The sequence below is a fragment of the Vibrio sp. 10N.222.48.A3 genome (assembly GCF_041475345.1).
Classification (GTDB): domain Bacteria; phylum Pseudomonadota; class Gammaproteobacteria; order Enterobacterales; family Vibrionaceae; genus Vibrio; species Vibrio tasmaniensis_A.
This window is the reverse complement of the sequence record NZ_JBFRVX010000736.1, coordinates 1-557: the sequence shown is the minus strand read 5'-3', so window position 1 is coordinate 557 and position 557 is coordinate 1. Positions and strand designations below refer to the sequence as shown.

The window sequence follows — 557 nt, the reverse complement described above, 5'->3', positions numbered from 1 at the left end:
GCTCGTACCTCACTCTTGGTGCATCGACATTCCGGCTATCCTTTTAGCTTCAAGAGGCTTGCCCGTTTCTGCGATGGCAAATAGCCAGAAAAACCCTCTGACCGATTTGCTCATGCACAAGCAAAGAGTTCAGTATGGCGGACGAGTTTATGATCGCAGTGGAGGCATTAAGCCTTTTATCAAATCAGTCAAAGATGGCTACTTGGGATATTACCTGCCAGATCAAGACCATGGCCCAGAGCAAAGTGTATTCTCAGATTTCTTTGCGACTGAAAAAGCAACCTTGCCCGGACTAGGAAAACTAGCAAAAGTAAGCCGAGCGAAGATCGTTCCAACCTTTGCCAGCTATAATATTGAGACGGGTAAATACGAAATTGAAATCAAAGCACCCATTGAGTTATCCGGCGATGAACATCAAGACGCTAGGGCAATGAATGAAGTCGTTGAAGGTTTTGTTAATCCGAAACCTGAGCAGTACATGTGGATTTTAAAGTTATTAAAAACACGTAGGAACGGACAAGACCCATATGTGGGTTATTAACCTACATATGGGTATA

At 43.8% G+C, this 557-nt stretch carries 1 pseudogene; it reads left to right on the top strand.

From position 1 onward, the window contains the following. Positions 1-541: pseudogene (locus AB4653_RS19165) on the top strand (lauroyl-Kdo(2)-lipid IV(A) myristoyltransferase); the annotation flags it as partial. Between the last annotated feature and the right edge of the window lie 16 nt (positions 542-557).